The organism is Clostridium aceticum, assembly GCF_001042715.1.
GTDB classification, from domain to species: Bacteria; Bacillota; Clostridia; order Peptostreptococcales; family Natronincolaceae; genus Andreesenella; species Andreesenella acetica.
The window spans coordinates 3,129,632-3,152,465 of record NZ_CP009687.1; the positions used below are offsets into that span (position 1 = coordinate 3,129,632).

At 34.5% G+C, this 22,834-nt stretch carries 23 protein-coding genes; 4 read left to right on the forward strand and 19 right to left on the reverse strand.

Annotated features, from left to right (window positions below):
* Positions 1-38 precede the first annotated feature (38 nt).
* The 4 genes from CACET_RS14390 to CACET_RS14405 all read right to left on the reverse strand — a co-directional run bounded on the left by CACET_RS14390 (position 39) and on the right by CACET_RS14405 (position 3,000).
* Positions 39-296, reverse strand: coding sequence for a hypothetical protein (locus CACET_RS14390; protein ID WP_044824926.1), 258 nt, complete (start codon positions 294-296; stop codon positions 39-41).
* Entirely contained in the window at positions 283-1,539 is a 1,257-nt protein-coding gene (locus tag CACET_RS14395) for an HMA2 domain-containing protein (RefSeq protein WP_044824927.1), read from the reverse strand. Before CACET_RS14395 ends, CACET_RS14390 begins: the two co-directional genes overlap by 14 nt.
* A gap of 5 nt (positions 1,540-1,544) precedes the next feature.
* Positions 1,545-2,057: a DUF3450 domain-containing protein gene (locus CACET_RS19600; protein ID WP_052661433.1), complete on the reverse strand. Its 513-nt coding sequence runs from the start codon at positions 2,055-2,057 to the stop codon at positions 1,545-1,547.
* A 283-nt stretch (positions 2,058-2,340) separates the two neighbouring features.
* Positions 2,341-3,000: a hypothetical protein gene (locus tag CACET_RS14405; protein WP_044824928.1), complete on the reverse strand. Its 660-nt coding sequence runs from the start codon at positions 2,998-3,000 to the stop codon at positions 2,341-2,343.
* A 206-nt stretch (positions 3,001-3,206) separates the two neighbouring features.
* Here CACET_RS14405 and CACET_RS14410 point away from each other — a divergent pair, with 206 nt between their 5' ends.
* Entirely contained in the window at positions 3,207-6,098 is a 2,892-nt protein-coding gene (locus CACET_RS14410) for a cation-translocating P-type ATPase (protein WP_052661434.1), read from the forward strand.
* Between the two features lie 151 nt (positions 6,099-6,249).
* The gene (locus CACET_RS14415) at positions 6,250-7,293 is read left to right on the forward strand and encodes a YeiH family protein (protein WP_044824929.1); all 1,044 of its coding nucleotides are present in this window, start codon (positions 6,250-6,252) and stop codon (positions 7,291-7,293) included.
* A gap of 46 nt (positions 7,294-7,339) precedes the next feature.
* Here the strand turns inward: CACET_RS14415 and CACET_RS14420 are convergent, their stop codons facing one another.
* The 4 genes from CACET_RS14420 to CACET_RS14435 all read right to left on the reverse strand — a co-directional run bounded on the left by CACET_RS14420 (position 7,340) and on the right by CACET_RS14435 (position 11,070).
* A complete protein-coding gene (locus tag CACET_RS14420) occupies positions 7,340-8,050 on the reverse strand; it encodes an SDR family NAD(P)-dependent oxidoreductase (protein WP_044824930.1) in 711 nt (236 codons plus the stop codon).
* Positions 8,051-8,214: 164 nt separating this feature from the next.
* Positions 8,215-9,306, reverse strand: a complete 1,092-nt coding sequence (locus tag CACET_RS14425) for a DUF362 domain-containing protein (protein ID WP_044824931.1) — start codon at positions 9,304-9,306, stop codon at positions 8,215-8,217.
* 505 nt (positions 9,307-9,811) lie between these two features.
* A complete protein-coding gene (locus CACET_RS14430; protein ID WP_242846930.1) occupies positions 9,812-10,735 on the reverse strand; it encodes a nitroreductase family protein in 924 nt (307 codons plus the stop codon).
* Entirely contained in the window at positions 10,717-11,070 is a 354-nt protein-coding gene (locus tag CACET_RS14435; protein WP_044824932.1) for an arsenate reductase family protein, read from the reverse strand. The genes CACET_RS14430 and CACET_RS14435 overlap by 19 nt, the downstream gene beginning before the upstream one ends.
* Before the next feature lie 318 nt (positions 11,071-11,388).
* Between CACET_RS14435 and CACET_RS14440 the strand changes: the two genes are divergently transcribed.
* Positions 11,389-11,838: an SHOCT domain-containing protein gene (locus CACET_RS14440; RefSeq protein ID WP_044824933.1), complete on the forward strand. Its 450-nt coding sequence runs from the start codon at positions 11,389-11,391 to the stop codon at positions 11,836-11,838.
* Between the two features lie 133 nt (positions 11,839-11,971).
* Here the strand turns inward: CACET_RS14440 and CACET_RS14445 are convergent, their stop codons facing one another.
* On the reverse strand, positions 11,972-13,711 hold the full coding sequence (locus CACET_RS14445; RefSeq protein WP_052661435.1) for a sigma-54 interaction domain-containing protein: 1,740 nt from the start codon (positions 13,709-13,711) through the stop codon (positions 11,972-11,974).
* A gap of 442 nt (positions 13,712-14,153) precedes the next feature.
* Here CACET_RS14445 and CACET_RS14450 point away from each other — a divergent pair, with 442 nt between their 5' ends.
* Entirely contained in the window at positions 14,154-15,947 is a 1,794-nt protein-coding gene (locus CACET_RS14450) for an aldehyde ferredoxin oxidoreductase family protein (RefSeq protein ID WP_044824935.1), read from the forward strand.
* 94 nt (positions 15,948-16,041) lie between these two features.
* On the opposite strand, the gene CACET_RS14455 is transcribed toward CACET_RS14450, so the two are convergent.
* The 10 genes from CACET_RS14455 to CACET_RS19610 all read right to left on the reverse strand — a co-directional run bounded on the left by CACET_RS14455 (position 16,042) and on the right by CACET_RS19610 (position 22,261).
* Positions 16,042-17,061 carry a 2-hydroxyacid dehydrogenase gene (locus CACET_RS14455; RefSeq protein WP_242846931.1) on the reverse strand — a complete coding sequence of 340 codons (1,020 nt, stop codon included), beginning with the start codon at positions 17,059-17,061 and terminating at the stop codon, positions 16,042-16,044.
* 6 nt (positions 17,062-17,067) lie between these two features.
* A complete protein-coding gene (locus CACET_RS14460; RefSeq protein WP_044824936.1) occupies positions 17,068-17,754 on the reverse strand; it encodes a phosphoribosylaminoimidazolesuccinocarboxamide synthase in 687 nt (228 codons plus the stop codon).
* A 175-nt stretch (positions 17,755-17,929) separates the two neighbouring features.
* Positions 17,930-19,546 (reverse strand): complex I subunit 5 family protein, encoded by a 1,617-nt coding sequence (locus CACET_RS14465; RefSeq protein WP_044824937.1) that lies wholly within the window; start codon positions 19,544-19,546, stop codon positions 17,930-17,932.
* A gap of 5 nt (positions 19,547-19,551) precedes the next feature.
* A complete protein-coding gene (locus tag CACET_RS14470; RefSeq protein WP_044824958.1) occupies positions 19,552-19,866 on the reverse strand; it encodes a sodium:proton antiporter in 315 nt (104 codons plus the stop codon).
* A 36-nt stretch (positions 19,867-19,902) separates the two neighbouring features.
* Positions 19,903-20,289 (reverse strand): MnhB domain-containing protein, encoded by a 387-nt coding sequence (locus tag CACET_RS14475; RefSeq protein WP_044824938.1) that lies wholly within the window; start codon positions 20,287-20,289, stop codon positions 19,903-19,905.
* A gap of 84 nt (positions 20,290-20,373) precedes the next feature.
* Positions 20,374-20,610, reverse strand: coding sequence for a Na(+)/H(+) antiporter subunit B (locus CACET_RS14480; protein ID WP_158386083.1), 237 nt, complete (start codon positions 20,608-20,610; stop codon positions 20,374-20,376).
* A 23-nt stretch (positions 20,611-20,633) separates the two neighbouring features.
* Positions 20,634-21,173 (reverse strand): DUF4040 domain-containing protein, encoded by a 540-nt coding sequence (locus CACET_RS19605; RefSeq protein ID WP_052661357.1) that lies wholly within the window; start codon positions 21,171-21,173, stop codon positions 20,634-20,636.
* Positions 21,166-21,465 (reverse strand): monovalent cation/H(+) antiporter subunit G, encoded by a 300-nt coding sequence (gene mnhG / locus CACET_RS14490; RefSeq protein WP_044824542.1) that lies wholly within the window; start codon positions 21,463-21,465, stop codon positions 21,166-21,168. The genes CACET_RS19605 and mnhG overlap by 8 nt, the downstream gene beginning before the upstream one ends.
* A gap of 3 nt (positions 21,466-21,468) precedes the next feature.
* Positions 21,469-21,726 carry an MrpF/PhaF family protein gene (locus tag CACET_RS14495; RefSeq protein WP_044824541.1) on the reverse strand — a complete coding sequence of 86 codons (258 nt, stop codon included), beginning with the start codon at positions 21,724-21,726 and terminating at the stop codon, positions 21,469-21,471.
* A 49-nt stretch (positions 21,727-21,775) separates the two neighbouring features.
* A complete protein-coding gene (locus tag CACET_RS19610; RefSeq protein ID WP_052661356.1) occupies positions 21,776-22,261 on the reverse strand; it encodes a Na+/H+ antiporter subunit E in 486 nt (161 codons plus the stop codon).
* Positions 22,262-22,834: the final 573 nt, after the last annotated feature.

Below are 22,834 nucleotides of genomic sequence, written 5' to 3' on the forward strand. Positions count from 1 at the left end.
TATCTCCAACAATAAATTTAGCCCCCAGTAAGGGGCTATTAGAATTTCTTGAACATAACGTATTTCATTAAATTCTTGCCTAATTCATCATTCCCACTTTTTTCAATCTCTATAAAAAAGGAATCTTTGATACTCTTGGTATGACTTGACCATAGTTCCATTAACTGTTTTTCTATCTGTGGGTTTTCTGTTGCTGATGCTACACTTAATTTCACCGCTTCCTTTAATATTTCACTTGCTTGATCAAGGCTATTTTTCACTTCTTCTAGGGAAGAATTATTGTTATTCGTATGCATTATATAATACTCCTTTTTCCCGTTGGGTATTGTTTTGTAAGATGATCAGTTGAGCAAACATATTCATACCATATATACTTAAGGCTGTAAAAGGATGTATTTGTCGCATGATGGTTAAGAATAGAGCAATCACATTTATTGTAACTGCTGTTACTTGAGAGCGAGTAATGAGTTCATCTATACTGCCGCTTAATTGCAAAATCTGTGGGAACCTTATAAACTCCTTTTGCAGCAATACAACTTCCTGTGATCTGATTTTCTTGGATAGTTTCTTAGGAATAATAATAGTAACATCTCTTGGAGTTTTTCTTGTATCTTCTATTAAATCTTCCTGGATCACCAACAACTTAACCCCATTGCTACTCTCTTTTGCCATAGGACCTTCTTCATCACTCAAGTGATGGATATCTTCTATACCAAGATAATAAGCCAAATACTCCGTCAAAACATCTTTCTTCCTAGTATATAGGGTAATATTTAAAATTCCATATTTCCTAAGTTCTTGTATGATTGTTTCTCCCTCAGTCGTTACAGGTTTGTTTATTTTTCCCAAAACAATGCACCTTTGTAACTCAGCTTTGGAGAAGTCCTTCTCTAAGAGAATACTATTCCCTTTTTCTTCCTTTAATAAAACCTGATCCTGAATAAAAATATCCGTTGTCCTTCCCATCAAGCCAAGAGTTTCACTTTTCTTTATAAAAATACTATGATACTTAAATATCTCAGCTGTATAATAATAAGTTGCTGAAGCTATTGCAAATAGAATCCCTGGATAAGCCAGTATACCTATCGACAGTATATTCATGGAATAGGATGTAAATATAAATAAAGCAAGGCCTAAGAGGAAACCCACCTTTATTAACCTTTTGGACAAAATATACTCAGTTTTGTAAATTTTTTCCGAATACTTTTTTCCAATCAGATGGAAAGGGTTTAATGACTTAGAAATAATTTTTCCAATAGACTCCCCTGTAGTCCAAGGAAGCACCTCTAAGCATTTAGTAAAATCAAAATTTTTAATATGCTCAATAATTTTTCCTTCATTTAAACAATCTTCATTATACAAAACTAGGATATTCCCTGTAATTCTGCTGAAGGAGACATTCTTTGTCCCTCTTAATTCTTGAAATAAACAAACTACTTGATATCCTAGCTTTTCTTCTTTAGATAGCCCCTCAATATTTAGTCTTATCCTCCCAGGTATTGAAGAAATAATCTCTATTTTTTTATTATATAGTTTCATGATTTTTATTCATTATGCATTTCTGACATAGGAGACATTTGTGACATAGGATTATTCACTCTTTTTCTCTTGTTTTCATACTGTGCCTCCGCTACAATATCCTCAATACCTTCTCTAGCCATAGATAGCTTTTCTACCGTCATATCCACAACGGTTAAAGCTGAACTCAATGTTTTTACTATACCTTTTCTAACAGCATTTCTAGGCATCATTTTCATGCCCATACCCATTTTTTTATGTTGCCTTTCTGAAAGGTTGTTGAGCTTATCGGTTATATCCTGCATCGTTGTGCTCATCTGAGAAATTTCTTGTAGTGTTTCATTAATGTCTTCAAATTCTTCCTGCATAGATTGTATACTTTCCTGTAAACTATTTATTTTTTTATCATTTTTTTTAAGACTTTCAAGTTCCTGCACCAATAATGTGTATTGATTTTTTATTTCTCTTAGTTCTTTCTCAAGATTTTGTTGATCAATACTTGTATTTGAATTTGTATTTTGATCCTGCGGATTAGTCATTTTCATCGCTCCCTTTTTGCTAATACTCTATACCTCGATAAATTTATATTTGACAAAGCTCAAAAAATATATGCAATGAATTTTGATATTTTATATACTTTTATATTCAGCTTATTATCTTCAAAGTTCAATAAATCTATGCAAATAAAAAAACAAGGATTAAGTCCGAACTTAACTTCCTTGTTTGCAAAAAAATTCATAGTATTTATTTTAAAAGACTGGCTCTGTTAAACAATACAGGTGTTTTTGACTAGATAATTATAGCAACAGCTGATGGAGACTTTTAAGCTATAGAGTAATTGCTTACTTTTACTATATTTTTAGTAGTAGCCTGTATATTTTTAATACTGTTTTCAACTAAGTGATTTCTTATACTAATTTTTATATTAAGTAATATTCCCTGAATTTGTTGAAATATCACCTCTTGATGTTTTTCTATCTGTTTTTTGGAACTTTTTTCACTTAAGATTTTTTCGCCAACATTTATTTTTTTAGCCACATATTGCGGGGGAAAATATGGACATATGCTTTTAAAGGCTTTTGAACAAACTGTTTTTAATAATTTTTCGCAGTTCTTAGTTATTTTTTGTGTAGTTCTAAATCCTTCCAGTGTCTCCTGTAAAACCTTATATGTATCAGCACTTGATAAATCATAACAACAGGCTTGATCCATTTTTATATAGTATCCTAGATAGTTTTCCATTTCTTTGTGGATTTTGGCAATGACACGATGAATAAGCCCTTCCATCTCTTCATTAGAAAAAACCATTTTTTCAAAGGTAGCAGAATTAAAACTTTTAAGATCCTTTGAAATCATAAAGGAATATGTATAAGCAGCCTTTGTATAGGCGGAAAAAAACACCTCCAGATCTTCCTCGATCATGGTGATACATCGCTTTTCTAAATCATTAACATAGTTTTTGTTATATAGATACCCTTCCATCCTATAAGCTGCCCCCTTTATAGTTAATAATAATTCTCATTATTAACTATATTATATCATAGATAAAATAAAAGTGAAATTAAATTTTTGTTAATTCATTGTAAATTTATCACCAATTTATCATATGAAATTTGAATAATATCACTATTAGCAGCAAATAACTATTAAAATGTTACGAAAAAAATATTAGGATGGGTGAAATACGAATGATTGAAGCTTCAAAGCATACACCACAACAAGACAAGGACATCATCTTATATAAACGAATTCGAATCTCAGTTGATAATGTTTATAGGAACGAAATTTTTTCTATCAATTTATCTCGTTATCTTATGTCCCTTCATGGTGTTCAACAGGCCCAGGCCAATCCTATTACTGGAAGAATTCTTGTTGTGTTTGACGAAAATATCATTAATGAAGATATTATTAAAGAAGAAATTGATAACTTTACTAATACGCCCTCCTCTACCTCTAAAAATATACATAAGAGCAATGGACAACTTCCTTACCATGTCCTAAGCACAGAGCATATCATGAAAACATTAAAAACAGATTTAAAAAACGGCTTATCCAATAAATCTTCTCATGAACGATTACAAAGGTTGGGAGCCAACGTCTTATCAGAAAACCGTAAAAAAAACTTTTTTTCTAATCTTCTAGAAGGATTAAATGATATCTGTGTCAAGGTATTATTAGGCTCTAGTGTTGTATCTTTCTTTTTAGGTCAGTTTGTAGAGGCAATTGCTTTAGGGGGTATTGTATTATTTCAAGTGGGTCTTGGAGCTGTAGAGAAGTCCAAATCCGAGACTTCTTTAAATGCTTTACAAAATATGTTGATACAAAAAGCCAAGGTCATAAGAGACGGAGAAAAAGCAGAAATTGATTCAAAGCAGCTGGTCCCCGGAGATCTTATTTTACTAGAAGCTGGTGACAAGGTGCCTGCAGATGCAAGGATCATCTCCTGTGAGGATTTAAAAGTTAATGAATCCTCCTTAACAGGAGAGTCTATTGGTGTCTTAAAGTCTGCTAAGATGTGTCCTCTTCATACAGAGATGGGCAATAGACACAATATGCTTTATATGGGTACCAATGTATTATCAGGAGTAGCAAAAGCAGTAGTTGTCTGTACTGGTAAAAATACTGAGATCGGTAAAATAGCCACCATGCTGGAGGAAATTGCAGAAGAAACAACCCCATTGGAAAATAAAGCCGAAGGATTTATTGGTAGGTTAATTAAAATCTATCTTGCAGCTTTTTCAGTGATAGGCAGTATTGCTCTTTTGGCTGGTATGAATTTTGTCCAAGTGCTGATGATGGGAGTAACCTTCTTCTTAGGTGCCATTCCCGAGGGCCTTCCTGTAACCGTCACCACTTGCATGGTATTAAGTGTTCGCAGAATGGCTAAGAAAAATGCTGTCGTTCGTCATCTAAAGGCTGTAGAGCATCTAGGATCCGTAGATGTGGTATGCTGTGATAAAACCGGTACACTAACACTAAATGAGATGACAGTCCGCAAAATCTATGCAGATGGATGCTCCTATGAAGTATCAGGGATAGGCTATAGTCCATTTGGCAAAATAACCCTTGCTGAAGGAGATCCAACAAAAGCTGCTTCCCTTAAAGAACTGCTAAAGGCAGGAATTCTTTGTAATAAAGCTTCTTTAATACAGGAAAAAAACAAATGGGAGGTCCAGGGAGATCCCACAGAGGGTGCCCTTATTGCGGCGGCTGGCAAAATAAATCTTGATATAGATGCATTTAAAACTGATCATACATGTCTTAAAGAAGTTCCCTTTGACAGCCAAAGGCGATATATGCTATCTATCCTGGAAACCAAGGAAAAGGAAACCTATGCTTATTGTAAAGGAGCATTAGATACGGTTTTACAAAAATGTAACTATATCTATGAAAATGGTGCAGAACGACTGCTTACCAAGGCAGATATAGAAAACATACAACTTCGTTGTAATGAAATGGCAGAGGAAGCTCTACGAACCTTGGCATTTGCCTACAAGAAGTTACAGCATCAGCAGGAGGAGCTTGAAAAAGGATTTGTATTTTTAGGGTTTGTTGGCATGGAAGATCCTCCTAGAGAAGGGGTTAAGGAGTCTATAAAGAAGTGTTTAAAAGCAGGCGTTAGGGTGGTTATGATTACAGGAGACCATATGAAAACCGCCAGTGCTATAGGCAAGCAATTAGGTCTATTAACCGAGGGTTTAGTAGTATGCGGCAGTGACTTGGATAAAATGAATGACAGAGAACTGGAGGATATTATTAGCAAGGTGCAAGTTTTTGCTAGAACAACCCCAGAACAAAAATATCGAATTGTTAAGGCATTGAAGCGTCAAGGGCATATTGTTGCTATGACAGGAGATGGTGTCAATGATGCACCTGCTATTAAGGAGGCCCATATAGGTATTGCCATGGGAATGAAGGGTAGTGATGTTGCAAGAGATGCTGCCTGTATTACCTTAGTGGATGATGATTTTTCTACAATTGTAGCTGCTATTGAGGAGGGCAGAGGGGTTGTCAAAAATCTAAGAAGTGTAATGAAGTACTTATTTGCTGGGGCCATTGGGGAAATGCTATCGATTCTTCTGTCCTTTGTTTCTGGATCCCCCATACCCTTCTTGGCAATACAAATGATATGGATTAATCTTGTTTCTGAAACCTTGCTTGGCTCTACATTGGCAGTAGAATCACCCTCTGAAGAAGTAATGTTAGAACCTGCAAGCAATAAACCTGCCTCATTAATTGATCGACCTTTAAGAAATAGTATTGTTAGGAGAGGTTTAGCTATAGGCATCAGCACCTTTGTCCTATTTAAAGGTTCTCTGCTGCTGGGAGCTAGTCTAGCTAAAGCACAAACCTTAGCTTTTACCAACTTTATCTGCTGTCAAATTGCCAACCTTTATGATAGTAGAAGCAATAAATCTGGTACTACCAACAACTATATGCATATTATGACAGGACTATCAGCAGTATTGCTTGCTGGAATATTGTACTTGCCGATTTTAAATGGCTTATTTGGTACAGTTCCGCTAGATCCCTTGAGTCTACTAGGATTAGCAGGAGGAATTTTTGTAAGTAGAATATAGCAACAATGCCTGTCTTGAGCATTTAAAATCTGTAACCAAATGGTTGCAGGTTTTTTTATGCAGTAAGTTTAAATCTCCATTATTTATAATTGGATTTTTTCATTAATAGATGGTAGAATTAGAAGGAAACTTAATTTGAGGAGTTGGTTTTATGATATTTTTCAAGAAATATGGCGGTGGAATATTGGTTTCCACGGTTTTAGCTTTTTTATCCCTATTTATTACTAAAATCATTCCATATCATTTTATAGGTCCCGGGGTTTTAGCACTGCTTATGGGAATGTTGCTGAATCCTATGACTTCAAAATATAGTTCTCTAGAAAAAGGCTTTGGTTTTACTTCTAAAAAGATTCTGCGTCTTGCCATTATCCTGATGGGAATTTCCCTTAATTTCTCTCAGGTGCTTCAAGTAGGTAAGTTTTCTTTAATCGTTATGCTATTTACCCTCATCACTGCCTTTGGTGGTGGTTATTTAGTTGGAAAACTTTTTAAGATGGACTGGAGGCTATCAGGATTGATTTCCGCCGGCACTGGTATCTGCGGCGGTTCTGCCATTGCTGCTGTTGCCCCTGTGATTGATGCAGAGGATAGTCAGATTGCCTATGCCATCTCCGCAACCTTTATCTTTGACGTTCTCATGGTCATCCTTTTTCCCATCATGGGAAGCTACTTTTCCATGACGGACTTAGGCTATGGACTTTGGACTGGAACTGCAGTCAATGATACATCCTCTGTAGTTGCAGCAGGATATGCTTTTTCTGATATTGCAGGAAACTTTGCCGTCATCGTAAAGCTTACACGCACATTATCCATCATCCCTGTTGTTCTTATATTTTCATACCTTAATGATAATCTTGTAAGAAAAACTGATGCAAAAAACTTCAGTACTACTGATACAGTTAGTCTCCATCAAAGCAAAAAAGTTAGTATTGGAAAAATCTTTCCTTGGTTTATTCTAATGTTTCTTGTGATGGTTATTATTAAAAGTACTGGAATGATCCCTGATAGAATAAGTGATTTTATTTCTACTGTAAGTAAGTTCTTCATGATAATGTCCTTAGGTGCAATAGGTTTGAAGACAAACTTCAGCAAGCTTGCTAAATCAGGTTTTACGCCAATGTTTCATGGCTTTATCATTTCTACCTTAGTTGTTGTTGTTTCTTTTTTAGTACAGATGGTTATAGGACAGGTATAATGTTGAAATCCACCCCTCAAGTCTCTTCCTTGAGGGGTTTACCATTTTACACATAAATCATTTTTTTGGTCATGCCTCCATCTATTATAATATTTTGACCATTGATAAAATCATTTTCCTCATTACTTAGAAACAAACAAGTTCTAGCTATGTCCTGGGGCTCACCTACCCTTTTAGATGGGTGCTGACGATGGTCTTCTTCAGTTAGATCCTCATAATGATTGTTTTCTATCCAACCGGGACTGATACAATTCACAGTAATATTGTAGTCTGAAAGACTTACGGCTAAAGCATGGGTAATAGAAACAATACCACCCTTTGAAGCAGTATAACTTTCAGTATTTTTCTCACTCATAAGGTATCTTGTAGAGGCTATATTGAGGATTCGCCCATATCTTTCTTTGCTCTTTTGTCTATTTTTTGCAAACTCTCTTGATGTGATAAAAACACTGGTGAGATTGGTATTTAACACCCTCAAGAAGTCTTCTGTTTTTGTTTCTAATAAACTGCTATTATGTCCTACGCCTACATTATTGATCAATATGTCGATATCCTGAAATTTTTCAAAAACCTTCTTCATTAGCAGTTCCACTTCCTTGACCTCTGCAAAGTTAACCTCATAAAAGTAATCTGCATAAGTAGACTTTACAATGTCAGCTATCATCACATAATATCCTTCTGCCTGATACGCCCTGCCAATAGCTTCTCCAATTCCTTTTGACCCACCAGTTACTAGAACTTTTTTAGCATATTCCATGAATCATTTCTCCTTCAACAGCATTTTTCAAAATTAATTATAGATAAACAACATCAGGACTTAATTTTCATATACTAAGGGCTACATTTGCAGCCCACGGTTTTGGGGCGAAACCGCAGACCGTGTATATCAAAATTAAAGTTTGAACTTGATTATCTATATCTCTAACACTCTTCCTCTAAAAACTTTACAATGTCCTTTGCCTTTGGCGGACATCCTTCAAGGTTTCTGGAAAAACTACTGGTACATAAACCAATGCCTAAGCCTTCTAAAGTTTCGCCTTTATACCCTTGTCCTATATAAATTTTTTCCTTTAAAGCCTTTAGTTGTCCTTTATCCTGTAACCTTTGCAGCGCATGAATCAAAGTACCATAGCAAGCAGAACAAGCTTCTTTTTCTACTACACATTCTCCTAATCTTGCAACTTTGGAGGATGGTTTTATAGTCGTGGTGCCTTTATTATGAACACCATCTTCAGTAATAACAGCATCACTTAAGTTAGTACTTCCTACTCCTAAAGCAGCAGCTATGGAAATATACTCAATCTCTTCGACATCATAACCCATTAATTCTGCCACATAACTATCAATCAACACAGGATCTTTTCCTATAATGATGCGATCCATTTCTACTGGCGTACCACCTTCTTCAAAGGTTAGATCCCCCATCATGCCATCTACAATCACCACATCCTGTTTTAATGCCTTATTTAAGTAGGCAATGGGTTTATGCAAGCCTAGGGTATGATATCTTCTCTTCTCGTCATCTGGAATACATCCCTTGATATTTTTCAAAGCACAAGTCATTTTTGTTTGACAGTGACCCTTTAAAACTGGAAGATTAATTAAAAAATCCACATCATAGGCAGATGTGCATACTTTTAAATCTAAATCCTTTACTTTTACAATCTTTGTTTTATCTTTTTTTAAATCCAATAGCGGTACCTGATACTTTTTTGAAATTTCTTCATAGCCACATACTTTAAAGGCTTTTACAGTACTATCACCAATCCAGGAACTTTCCATAATTGTAATATTTCTAAATCCCTGCTGTTGTAAGTATTCTATCACGCCCTCCACAATCTCTGGTGATGTAGTAGCACCACTGGAGGCTTTCTTTGATACCACTAGATTTGGCTTTAAACCAATTGTAGCCTCTTTATCCCATTCACTTCCTAGATTTATTTGTGTCAATAATTCTAGTACCATCTTCTTTGGATCTTTTCCATAAATAACAGCGATTTCATTGTTTTGCATTTTACTTACCTCCATAAGATACAGACTCTCATACTAAAGACATTTTTCATCATAATAGTATCAATGCCTTTATTGCAAGAGCCTTTTAGTTTTGTACTAATAGAATACCCTGTTTTTTTTAAAATCCTCAAATAATATTCATTGGTTGACCATGTTCTCGTAGATATATATTTTTATAATTTTTTCTTATAGCAACAGCTTCAGAGACGCCTTTTGGACGTCCCTGATATGGGAGAGTTACTGAGTAATTCTATTATTTCTAAATTCATTCCATACTGTTTCAAACCAATTGTCTTCCTTTGGTAAAGGGGTAACATTTCGCCAGTTGCAGGTTACTGCACCATCAGCATAAGCTATTTAAGCCATAATTTGTCATCCTGAGGGGAGCAAAGGGGAGTCGAAGGATCTTAGTGTTAGTAAAATAACAGTTTAAGAGGATTTTGGTAATAATTGTATTAAGTTAGCGCCTATGAATTAACACTAAGACTCTTCGTTATCACCTGCTTTATATTTCTATCCAACTCACTACATAGCTCAAATTTTCTATTCCAGCATGATCTACTTGAGGAGCTTCTATCCTCCAACTTCCCTTTATCCCTTCTTCCTGTAAAGTCATTTCAAAATGACACATAGCAATACCCATATCAATCCTCTGAATATTGAAGCCTAGTTTTTCCCCATATCCCTTATCTCCTTTTAAATAAAAATGATATGAGCTTCCACTTTTCAGTATTCTCCATGGCTGCTTATTGGAAGCGGAAGGTGCTAGTCTCACAGCTTCTAAAGCTTCCGAGTATTTCTTCGTATCTTTTTTCTCCAATGGTTTGCTGAAATTTTCGTTAAAAAACAACTGATTCCACGGTTTTCTCTTATTAGCTCCTACAGCAAAACGCATCAATGACTCTACTACACTTTTTTTATCTCGTGGATAGCCTACAGGTGTAACTATAGGCATCTTTTCATTTTCCTTTAGCCTTACTAGTTTTGCAAATTCACTTCTTTTAAAAGTTCCACCCAGCCAGCAAGTTCCAAGTTCTATGGAGGCTGCATATAAAATAAATTTTTCTAAAATATATCCTAATTCTTCAAGATCCTTCTCTGTATTTTCTACAATTGCTGCAATATAGTCTTGAGCTCCTTTAATTACACCGTAAGTACCAATCTTTCCACCATTTTTCTCTAGAATTTCAACGCTATCAATCAATTCCAGTCGTACTTTAGGACCAAAAGGTCCTTTAATACTGTCAGCATATTTTCTTAAATCTCCCTTGATCTCCTCTGATAACTTGTCAGGGCGATAGGTTCTTACTGAATATCTACTTGAAACTACCTCCATAATAGGCTGCTTAAAATGCTGATAACCTTGTTGTTTCATGGTTACACCAACTTTCAAAGTGATATTTTTACCTTCTAAATAAGTTTCTCCCATTCTTCAACCTTAAATCCTACTAAAACAATATCGTTTCCAATAACCAACGGACGTTTTACTAACATGCCATTGGTGGAGAGGAGTTCTATCTTTTCTTCATCTGTCATTGTAGGCAATTTATCTTTTAATTTCATTTCTTTATACAAGATACCACTTGTATTAAAAAACTTCTTTATAGGCAGCCCACTACTTGGTATCCAATTTTTTAATTCTTCTGATGTTGGATTTTCTTCTACAATATGTCTCTCCTCATATTCAATCCCCTTTTCCTCCAACCATTTCTTTGCTTTTTGACAAGTGCTACATTTGGGATACAGTAAAAATAAATATTTCATTCTATTACCTCCTTATCATGTGATTTATTGTAATTTATTTATGAAAACTTCTCTTTTTTTGTAGTTTTTCCTGCTTCTTTCTTTTTGAAAAAAAATTTCTATCCTCCCCCAGCATGACAAGTTATGCTTTAAGTTAAGGCTAATAAATTCTATAGTAAGAAGAGAATTTAAGTTTTTTTACCAAAAATTTATTATAGTTGTATCGTAACTTTTATACCATACTAATAATTATAGATATACGCCCATAAATTTTAAAGCGTACATCTATAGAAGGTGGTTATTTAAAATTCCTACTAAAATATGAAAGGAGTAGATTTCATGGACTTTAGAAAAGGTATTATATCTACTGCACTTTCACTAACTTTATTAATGCCATCAGTTTCCCTTGCTAGTAATCCTATACACCTGGTACAGGAGGGAAAAGTTCCTATTACCACCAACGCATCAACAGAAGAAAATCTTCAAAATCCAAAACCACAATTATCACCAGAAGCAAAGGCAAAGTTCCAAGAACTAAAGAATAAGTTTAAAAATGGGGAAATTACTAAAGATCAGTTTCATCAAGAGATGAAAAAACTTATGCCAGAAAACCATCACTGCAAACACAAGAAAAAGTGTTGCGATAACAAGATGAAGCTTTCTGATGAAGATAAGGCAAAATTAGATGAACTGAAAACTAAACTGAAAAATGGAGAAATAACGAAGAAAGAATTTAAAGAAGAAGTCAAACAATTAAAGTGGAAAAGTGATGAATTAAAAGAAGAATAGTAGGTTAGTAAAGTATCTTCTAAACAGATAAAAGGACGTGAAATTTCACGTCCTTTATTTTAAGATTTTATAAACTGTAGACATGGCTAGTGAACTCCTCCAGCTAAAGCGAAGAAAAACACAGCTTAAATAGTTAGTTGGTCAAATGATGCTGTTTCATTTTTCTATACATGGTTGATCTGCTTATGCCTAATATCTCCGATGCTTTTGAAACATTTCCCTTTGTTTGTGTCAATGCCTCTATGATTGCATTACGTTCTAAGTCCTCCTGCTGAAGATTCATCAGTCTAGGATGGTTTTTTTTCGTCTCTAGAAAGAATCTTTTAAACTCATTAGGTAAATCATCTTTTGTAAGCAATTTTCCATCTGAGAGAGCTATCATACTTTCAATACAGTTTTCTAGTTGCCTAATATTTCCTGGCCAAGGAAAAGATAGAAAGTATTTGTATACTTGTTGACTGATATTTATAGATGGTTTATTAAGCAATTTACGATATTTTTTAATAAAAAATGGTACTAAATCCCATAAGTCTTCTAATCTTTCTCTTAAAGGAGGAACATTGATCATAATTACCTTCAATCTATAATATAAATCAAGCCTGAATACTTTTTCTTCTACAAGTTTTTCTAAATCGCTATTTGTAGCTGCAATAATCCTTACATTTATTTTTCGACTTCTACTTTCTCCGATGCGATAGATTTCTTTGCTTTGAATGACTCTAAGAAGTGCAGCTTGAGCATGATGAGGCATATCACCGATTTCATCTAAAAATATAGTTCCATTGTTTGCTTCTTCAAACTTCCCCAACTGCCCTCCTCGTTTTGCCCCCGTAAAAGCCCCTGATGAATAGCCAAAGAGTTCACTTTCAATTAGAGTATCTGGTATAGCAGCGCAGTTCAGTGGGATAAAGGGTCCGTTTGAACAAAAACTATGATCATGAATAAATCTTGCCACCACTTCTTTACCAGTACCACTTTCACCTTCAATGAGTACATTAGAGTTTATCATTGCAGCTTTTGAAGCTGTTTTAAATACTTCATTAATTTTTTCACTTCTTCCACGCCATTGATTATTTTCATTATTGTCCATTTTTTCTTGCTCTAATATTGAGTCAAACTTATCAAACATAAGCCAATTTTTATTCCAAAGAAGAAAGTCTGTTAGTTGTACATCTTCATCCTTATATATAGCTTCATTTTTAATTTTAGCGATATATTTATCCCCATACAAAGTGTTTTTCTTGGGAGGATTGTCAATAGAATTTGTAGAGCCCTCTAACTTTTGCGTTAATGTTTGAATTTTTACTCGATTAGCACAAAATTCTCGTTCTAATTCAATAATATTTAAAATCTGTTCAATCATTTTTGCTCCTTTTTGAACAACATTAAATATCTCTATAGAATGACTAAATATTTTTATAGATTGATAGCCTACCTCTTTTACGATATACAATACACCTGCAACACTTTTGTCTAGATTAAGTATTGGACAAGCCCAGCAACTTAAAAAGGCACCAGGCTTTGCATAATGCTCCTTAAATATTGAATAATTCCAATAGCTTGTAAAACTCATAGGTCTTGCGTAATGTTCAAAACCTAAAATCAATGATGTAGCTTTGTGATCGGAAGATAAATTATGTTTATAATCTTTATGTAAAAAAGTAGGTTCCCCCATAATATCTAAAATATAACCCTCTTCATCACTGCATATCAGGATATACTCTTTGCTTTTTAAGAGTTGGTAAATATAAGGTAAAACATTTTTCCCTATTCTTTGCAAAATTTCATCCTCTTCTAGTTGCAGCAGTTCTTGTAACTCATTTTTTGAGATTCCCATACCTTCATTTTCTACTATGTCTCTTAGAAAACTCATCGTTCTTCCCCCTATGAAATAATTTAAAGTTAAAACATGATCTTATAAATCTAATCAGAGCTCTTATGAGATTTCTATACTAAACAATGAATGAAACACTTTCTTTAATTATGCTACAAGTGTATCAGTTATGACACATCTTTTGATTTTGATAACTATTCTTTTATCCTGTATACCTATTAAGTTATGTGCACTTACTAATTTTGTATAAATTAGTATATATTTATTTAAAAGTAAAAAAATGGATTGCTTTATTACTATTTTATCAGAAAAATACTACAACCTAAACACTTATTTAAATTTCATGTATTGTGTTGTTCTTCATATAAACTTATAGAAATAAAAAAATTCTATTTTTTTTTGTTATGTTGGCATTAATTTTGCATTTTAATATTTATGTGTTTACGCCAACAATTCTATTTTTTAAAAGGAGGAAATTTATATGAATGGCTACGCAGGTAAAATTTTAAGAGTAGATTTAAGTAATAAAACAGTAACTACAGAAAATTTGGATCACAAAACTGCAGAAAAATTTATTGGAGGGAGGGGCCTAGCAACAAAAATACTAATGGATGAAGTTGATCCTAATGTCGATCCTTTAAGTCCTAAAAATAAGCTTATTTTTATGACAGGTCCACTGACAGGCACAAACACACCTACAGGTGGTAGATACATGGTTGTAACAAAGTCACCCCTAACAGGAGCAGTTGCTAATTCAAATTCTGGTGGTTATTGGGGTGCAGAAATGAAATTTGCCGGCTACGATGGGATCATCATCGAGGGCAAGGCTGAATCTCCAGTATATATCAACATTGTAGACGACAAGGTAGAAATTAAAGATGCTGTTCATCTTTGGGGAAAAGTCGTTTCTGAAACTACTGAAGTTCTTCAAAAAGAACATGGAGAAAAAGTCAAAGTAGCCACTATTGGACCTGCTGGCGAAAATCTTTCTCTCATGGCTGCTATCATGAATGATCGTGATAGAGCTGCAGGGCGTTCTGGTGTTGGTGCTGTAATGGGTTCGAAAAACCTCAAAGCTATCACAGTTAAAGGCAACGGCACAGTAGGCGTTAGAGATAAAAATAAACTTAAAGAAGTATTCTCTAGGTGTATAAAGAAAATTAAAGAAAACGGACTCACCGGTCAAGGGCTTCCAACCTACGGTACTGCAATACTGGTGAATGTAATCAATGAGAATGGTGTGTTTCCTACAAATAATTTTCAATTGTCAACCTTCGATAAATCTGAAGAAATAAGTGGTGAGACCCTAACAGAAAAATATTTAACTAAAAAAGAAGCTTGCTTCAGATGTCCCATTGCTTGTGGAAGATACTGTGAGGTAGACGACATCAAGGGCGGTGGACCTGAGTATGAAACAATTTGGGCTTTCGGTGCTGACTGCGGTGTCTCCAGCATGCCAGATATAATTAAAGCTAATTATTGGTGCAACGAAATGGGATTAGATACAATCTCTGCTGGGGCAACATTAGCTGCAGCCATGGAATTATATCAAAAAGGATACATCAAGAAAGAAGAGTTTGCTGGAGGTCCTGAACTTCAGTTTGGAAATGCTGAAGCCGTTGTAGAATGGACAAAGAGGACGGGGCTTAGTCTTGGATTAGGTGCAAAGCTGGCTCAAGGCTCTTATCGATTGTGTGAAAGTTATGGTGTACCTGAAATTTCAATGACTGTAAAGAAAATGGAACTACCAGCTTACGACCCAAGAGGGATCCAAGGACATGGATTACAATATGCTACTTGCAACCGTGGTGGCTGTCATGTTAGAGGCTATATGATTGCCCCTGAGATTGCAGGACTGCCTGAAAAACTTGACCGATTCTCACTAGAGGGAAAGCCTGTCTGGGTAAAGACATTCCAAGACATGTTTGCAGCCATTGATTCACTGGGATTATGTGTTTTCACTTCATTTGCATTAGATGCTGACGACTTTGCAGATTTATACAGTGCAGTCTGTGGAACAAACTTAACTGGCTCTGATTTTTTAGCCGCTGGCGATAGAGTTTGGACATTTGAAAAACTTTATAATTTAAAAGCTGGCATAGATTCTTCTCAGGATACCCTGCCCCAAAGATTACTGAAAGAGCCTATTCCGGATGGACCTTCAAAAGGATGGATACATAAATTAGATGAACTGCTTCCTGAATACTATAAAGTTAGGGGATGGGATGTAAATGGTGTGCCTACAGTAGAAAAACTTAAAGAGCTTGGGTTATAAACAAAAACAAATATTATATCTTGATACTTACACAATCAGGGCTTCTTTTAGAAGCCCTGATTGATAGTGACTAAAATCATCTACAAAGATGAAGTTAATCCTTCATAAGTCTTGCACTTACTTCAGGATTTACACAGTTTGGAGGCAGTTTACCCTCTAAAGCTGCAAAAATATTTTGTGCACAACCTTCTCCCATCATAATTCTTACGTCTAATGTGGATGTGCCTATATGAGGTGTTAGGACAACATTTTCAAAATCGGTTAAACCAGGCTCCAACAAAGGTTCTCTTTCAAAAACATCCAGTCCTGCTCCTGCAATTTCTTTATCTCTTAATGCCAGCACCAAAGCTTTTTCATCAATAAGTGCTCCACGAGATGTGTTTACTAATATTGCTGAGTTTTTCATCTGTTTTAATTCATTGGTACTGATAAGATGACGGGTGGAGGGCATCGATGGCACATGAATAGATATAAAATCTGATTCTCTTAAAAGAGTTTCTCGATCCACATATTGCCCACCTGTTGTTTTTTCAAAATCAGGTTTTACGCTATTGCCCGTGTAAAGAATCTTCATGTTAAATCCTTTGGCCCGTTGACCCATAGCAGTACCAATACGTCCAGCACCAATGATCCCAATGGTTTTACCACTTACTTGAGTGCCCATTAGTTTTGTGGGACCCCAATCTTTTCCGCCGCTTCTTACATATCTATCACACTCAACAATTCTTCTAGCCGTAGCTAACAATAATGTCCAAGCCAAATCTGCTGTTGCATCAGTAACTATCCCAGGGGTGTTGGTGACATAAATACCATGTTTGGTAGCAGCCTCTACATTGATATTGTCGTATCCTACTCCATAATTAGCCAGTATTTTACAATGAGATTTAATCCCCTCACAAATCTCTTCATCAATCCTAGTACCGGTTACCAATAAAGCATCATACCCCTTAACTTTCTCTAGTAATTCTTCTTTTTCTAAATTCCGGGTCTCAGAATTCATCTCTACATCACATCGTTCTTTAAGTAAATTAAGTGCTTCTGACGGTACAGGTCGTGTCACATATACTTTTGGTTTTGTCATCTTGATCACCTCTAATACCTTTATTATGTCCAAGCTTATTTATTCCCCTAAAACCAGTTTTTCCAACTCCAACGGTTCTATGTATTTTCCATCTTTATAGGCTCTCATATTCCCACCTGAAATCTCATCTATTAGAATAATTTCTCTAGTTTCCCCTGCTCTACCAAACTCAAACTTTATATCGTATAGTTCTATTCCTTTTTTACCTAATTCTTCTTTTACAACATTTCCTATCTTCTTAGTAAGTTCTTTTAATATTGTATACTCTTCTTTAGATAAGATTCCCAGCATATCTAGGGCATCCTCTGAAATAGGAGGATCTTGACGTGCATCGTCTTTCAATGTAACCTCTACAAAGGCTTCTAAAGGTTGTCCTTCTTCAGCATATTTGCCATAACGACGAAGAAAACTTCCTACTGCCCTGTAACGGCAGATCACCTCAAGTCCCTCACCGAATACAGTAGCTGCCTTTACCTTCATAGTTGCTTCTTCAATATCTGCATCAACATAGTGGGTAGGTATGCCCTTTTCCTTTAGTGCCTCAAAAAAGAACTTAGTTAGCCTAAGACCCGCTTTACCTGCACCTTCTAAAGTCAAACCAACCGTATTAGCACCTGGGTCAAATTTACCGTCTTCTCCAGTCACATCATCCTTAAACTTAAGTAGATAATTTCCATCTTCTAATGCATATACATTTTTTGTTTTACCTGTATAAATTAGCTTCATACCCATTAGCTCCTTTTTGCATAGTTTTATTTTTTTCATTTAGTAATATTTATTATACATCATTTTTCGTGATATCCAAATCTTTTTTAGTAGTTTCATTAAAAAAGTTTGTAATAGTAGGTATGTTTATATGTAAGTTGTAATTTTTGTTTGTTAATTTACAAAATACTTCTTATCAAATACTTATCCCCATAAGATATTTAGCTGTCATATACAAAACCGTCATACTAAAAAACGCTGTTATAGAAATACATATATTGTTGAAACTTAACTCCAATTCCTTAACACGATATAGTAATTTAGTCTTTAGAATAACTTTCTTGTATATCATTGCCCCTACGCCTAATGATATAAAGTAAAAGAAAGCTTTTTCCAAATAAGCTGTAGAATCTATATCTACTTTTTGTTGAAACAATAAATAAATAAATTCCTCACCATAAATACCTCCAACAAGGCAAATAAACCCCAGCAAAATAACCACCGTGCCCTGATATATGTCTGTGCTAGAGGATTTAGCCTCCCATGGACCATATAACATGGAGGCGTACTTCATAAAAGATATGATTGTTCCTAAGTTAACTAAAAGAATCCCATACTCTGCTATATTTCCAGCAGCTGCACTTTGAATAAGATATTTTGAGATGCTCCCATTAAAAAGGGGGGCTCCTGTAATTCCCAGTATTGCCATAGTTGTAGCTGTAGCCACTATAGGCATTCTTCTAAAAACCCCTTTAATTTCCCATATGTTTCTTGTCTTATATTCGTCAATGATCATTCCTGCCGTCAAGAACAATGTAGACTTAAAAAATGCATGATTTATAATATGATATTTTCCACCCCAATAAGCATAGCTACTAGGATAATTTAGTCCCATCATAATAAGACCTATTTGGGATACAGTGTGATAAGCAAGTATTAATTTTAAATCGCTTTGAGACAATGCAAGAATAAAACCTATGACTCCTGTTAAAAAACCCAATATCAAGAAATACTTTGATGTATCAAGGGTACCTTCAAATACTTGTTGAATCCTAACAAATAAATAAACACCACTTTTAACATAAAGCCCCGATAGTATTGCAGATACAATGGAGGGTGCACTTGGTGTACCATGGGCTTTGGGAAGCCAACTAAATACTGGAATTAAAGCTGACTTTAAACCTACTGCGGTAATAATCAATGCATATCCTATGATAAGGGATTGGGGGTGTGAAATTAGTTCCATTTGCTCTTTGATGCCTTGAAAATCCAATACACCAAAGGTCTTATAGATAAATCCAATTCCAAAAACAAACATGGTCATGGCAACAATATTTACTAGTAGATATACCATACCGTCATATATAGCACGGCTATCTCTTTTAAACATTATAAGTATACTTACTATTATTGTTGCAACCTCCACTAAAACATAAATGTTGAATAAATCGTTTGATAGAAAAATTCCGTTTAATAGCCCTTGTAAAATCATAAATAAGAAAAGAAAAAGTTTATTAGAGTATGCACTGCTGTAACTAAATATCTTCATAGATAAAAATAAAAAAGCCGTTAACATAACAAGCACCGCAGAAAAAATATCACATTTCAATGTAATCCCAATATAATCTTTCCAGCCTCCTAGATTTTCAATTATTGTCCCATACTGTCTTATATATATAAAATTTAAAATTGCTCCTATTAAAAAAATTCCCTGGATAAAGATTGCAATCTTGCTAATACGTTTACTTGGAAACAAATACATTAATATACCAACAAATATAGGGACCAATACAAATAAATGAAGTTTCATCATAATTATTATTCTCTCCTTTTTTCCATTGCCCGTTGCCAATTTGTCGTCCCATACTTGTGATATATCGCTATATACATAGTTAAGCTTACAGCAGTAACAGCTACCCCTATAACGATTGCAGTGAGCATTAAGGCTTGAGGCAGTGGATCGGCAACATGGGTATGAGGACCCACCCCAATAGGAGGCTTTGCTCCCTTGGTAAAATTAATCGTAATAAAAAACAAAATTACAGCACTCTGCATAATCTCGATAGATATAATTGTTTTAATGATATTTCGCCTTGCACATATGCCATAAAGACCTACAAAAAATAATAGCATACTTACACTCTCACCATTTAACAATTGAATAAGCCATCACCTGCTTTCATAAAAAACAAATCTAAAAAATATAATACTTAGTCCACAACCTACTTTTATTCCAATCAGTACATTCATTGTAATGAGATACAATTCATTCATAAAAGATAATCTAGTTTTAAATTCCCACAAAACAAACAGTACAGGAAGAATTATTATAATAGTAAAGAGTGCTTTTTCCAGTACCTGCAAGATGTTAAGCCTGATATCTTGGATAGATAGTCCGAGATATCGACTCATAAATACAGCAGATAATATAGCGCCACCTTGAAATCCCCCTCCCGGTGTTTTATGCCCGTTAAGAATAATATAAAATCCAAGTAACAGGATAAATGGATGCATTAAGCCTATCATTCTAGATACAATCTGAGAATCTTCCCTCATAAGGACAACCCCTCCTTTTTTTACGCTTCAGCAAGAAATAGTTTTAAAAAGCCTTTGTACCCATATAAAACTATTTATCTTACTCTATTCTTCATCTTCTTCATAATGGTAAAAGTGGATTACGCCTACCACACTGATTAAAAGAGTCAGGGCTTCAAAAAGGGTATCATATACCCTATAATTCAGATAGATTGCCGCTACAGCATTTTTAGCTCTTGTATCTTCGTAAAAATTACTTATATAACTTTTCATTGCTCCATCATACAGCGCTTCATTATACTGGAGGTGCATCCATAAAATTAAAATGAATATACAAAGCATATATACAAATATAAACGTTTTCCTCACTCTACACCACCCTTCACCGAATTACAGATAGTTATATCGAAGGCCTTATTTCCTTCAATGAAGTTCTTAGATTGATCTAGGAGATGATTCTTCTTATGTTCATATATAGATACTTTTGATCCCTTCTGTCTAACAATTAAATCATAATTTTGATGTTGCTTGATATATTCTAAGTCATTGGTAGTATACACTACTTCACAATCTAATCCATTCTGATGATAATATCCTTCAATATCCTTCAGTATACTTGTGCTTCCTTTTAATGTATAACCATCGTGCATCATTTCTTGGTCTTCATTGGTATAATATATCATCACTACCTTCTTCTTCTGGAGTGCTACCAAATATAGTATTGTTCCAAGGGTACTGGCAATAACAGCTTGTGCAATAGCTACATCAGGAGCACTGTAAAATATATAGCAAAGAGAGATAACCAGTGAAAAAATCCCTACATAGATCACTGCTCGCCGCATATTATCTGTCTGAACAGCTAATATGGCAAAAGCTACTGCTAAAATATATAAAAGTCTAATCATCTTTATCCTCCTTTACTTTATACCCACTCAAAAAAGCCGAGCGGGCAATTGAATGAGAAACTAGAGGATTTGCTATAATGGTGATTAATAAAATAAAGAGTATCTTTAAAGAGAAAAAAAGTCTTCCATTTGCTATCATCACACCTATCAATAGAGTAACAAACCCAGCAGTATCTACTTTGGATGCGATTAATATCCTTGAATAGAAGTCCTTAAATCGAAATACCCCGTACACACCAAAGGTAATAAAAATAATCCCTAATCCCATCACAATATAACCCAGCATTTGCATACCCTATACCCTTCCTTTCTCCTGAATAAATCTTGCTGTATAGATCATACTTATAAACCCCAACAGAACATATACCATAGCAGTGTCGATAATGTAAGACTGTTCCGTCAATATTGCATAAAGAATAATAAGCATAGTGATTTTGGAAGAAACGAGACTAAGTCCTATTAGTCGATCCCATATGGTTGGACCTAAAATAGCTCTAAGTGCACTGGCAAGTCCTAGTATAGTTAAGATAAGCATTGTATATTTGATAAACATTTAACATTTCAGCTCCTTCTTATATCTTACTTCGTTGATAGAGGGGTTCTTAACTGTTTTTTAATATCTTTTCAAAACTTCCCTTTATCATGTCACCTGCTTCATTACTGTCCTTTGAGATACAATCCAACCATAGTACTTTAAGCTTCTGTCCTTCCTTGTCAACGGTTATAGTTCCAGGAGTTAAAGTGATGGAATTAGCAAGGATGCAAATTAATAAGTCATCATCTAATTCCGTACTTATTTCTACAATGTCTGGGTTGATCTTTCCTGAAATAATTTTGCCAATAGTAATAAACCCTGAAATATACATTTGAATAATTAAATGAAATAAGTACCTAAACAATACCATCGGATTTAATTTCCAATTAGCCTTGTATTCTTTATGTATAAGAAACTGTTCTGTACAGGTTATTGAACAAAATCCTAATAGACAACCTAATAAAACATTCTTCACAGATACCTCCTCATTTAAAACTACCCATATAATCGAACATAAGATAATAACAATGAAATAATGCAACGCTTTTTTCATGTTTCACTTCCTAATCCTTTTAATCTTTACTGCCTTGATCATTAGCGTTAACTTAAACCATAGTTTGTCATCTGAGAGAAACAAAGCGGAGTCGAAGGATCTTAGTATTAGCAAAATCACAGTTCAAAAGAATTTTGGTAATAATTGCGTTAAGTTACCGCCTATGATGCCTTAATTTATGTATAGATCAGCAGAATGTACAAAGTCTATAACAAAACATACACTTTAGCCCACTGATATACTGTATGTATAAGTGTATGATAACAGGGTATAAAAGTTGTTCATTTTTGTTAAATATTTGACAATAGCAGTTTTATATAGGGTCTTTTTTTGTTTTTGAGATTAGAATATTTAGCTAAATTCTTTTAAATAAGCGAGAAAAAATATTAGTTGAATCCTTTAAGGATTTGCTGTAAGGAAGACTCTACCTCTTTAAGAATAAAAAAAGGATTGTCTTTTTCAGAAGTGGCATTATATTAGCATATTGGGTATAAAACAAAGACTTCTATTGTTTTTAGCTAACGCTAAAAGGTCGTTATAGACAAACTTGCAAACGTTTGCCAAATAAATCAT